General features: G+C 62.2%; 1 pseudogene. It reads right to left on the bottom strand.

The features are described from left to right. Positions 1 to 1,129 (bottom strand): annotated as a pseudogene (locus AACY18_RS27920) (type IV secretion protein Rhs); the annotation flags it as partial.

Genomic DNA, 1,129 nt, shown 5'->3' with positions numbered 1-1,129 from the left:
AGTGCGTCGTAGGCAAAGCGCCGCACGCCAGCGTCGGGCAGGGTTTCTTCAATCAACTGGCCGAGGTTGTTCCAGACGAAAACATGCCGACTGGTGTCCGGGTAGCGGATCGACAGCAACTGCCCGCGGGCGTCGTAGTGGTAATGGGTGACGTGGCCGTCGGGATCGACCGCCTCAATGACATCGCCCTGGGCATTGCGCCGCCAGGTCCACAGTGCTTCGCCACGCGAGCGGCGGTGCAGGAAACCGTTGCGGTACTCGTAGGACGTTGGCGCATCATCCGGCGGAATGAGCGCGATCAGGCGTCCGACTTCGTCGTAGCGGTATTCGGTGACCGCGCCGAGCGGGTCCTGCTCGGCGATCAGCCGGCCGCCATCGTCGTAAGCCTTTAAATACTCACCGCCATCGGCCTCGAGCTTGCGCACCAGTCGTGCGCGGTCATCGTGGACGTAGGTTTCTTCGGTGCCGTCGACGTAATGCACCGCGACACTGCCGTCGTCATTCCAGACGTAGCGGGTGTCCATCTGCGAGAACGACGCCCAGTGCCGGACACAACGGGCAGCCTTGCCGGCCCCTTGCCACTCCCAGAAGAAGCTCGCGCCACCGGTCAGTTGGCGCTGCAGGATGACGTGCAGATCGTCGTAGTCGTAACGCTCGCTGTCACCGGCCGCGTTAGTCACTTCGATCAGGTGCTGATAGGCGTCGTAGCGGTAGCTGACGAGGGTGTGTTCAGTCTTCCACTCAGCCTGTTGAAACGACTGGTAATCGATGCCGATCAGGTGCTGACGGTCGTAGCGCAATAACAGAGAACGACCCACCCCGTTGTCCAGTCGCTGAACCCTGTCAGACCGATCCCTATGCACCGTCAGACGGTTGTCATACGCATCACTGATCGCTGTCAGCCGGCCTGCGCGAAAGTGATAAAACCGCGCCGCGTCCCCCGCCAGCGCGAGGACTAATTCCTCCGGTTCATCCCCCAGAAAAATCGCCGCCCGCGACAGGCTGTTGTGAATCGCCGGCCGCTCGACACTCGGCAACGGAAACCGTGTACGGCGGTTTTCGTGGTCAATCCAGACCACCTCGTCAGCGTCGAACGCCAGCCGATGCGCCAGCGAATGGCTCCAGCCAA

Source organism: Pseudomonas sp. EA_65y_Pfl2_P74 (assembly GCF_963970575.1).
GTDB classification, from domain to species: domain Bacteria; phylum Pseudomonadota; class Gammaproteobacteria; order Pseudomonadales; family Pseudomonadaceae; genus Aquipseudomonas; species Aquipseudomonas baetica_A.
Note: the sequence above shows the minus strand (reverse complement) of the source record. Positions and strands in the feature narration are given on the sequence as shown.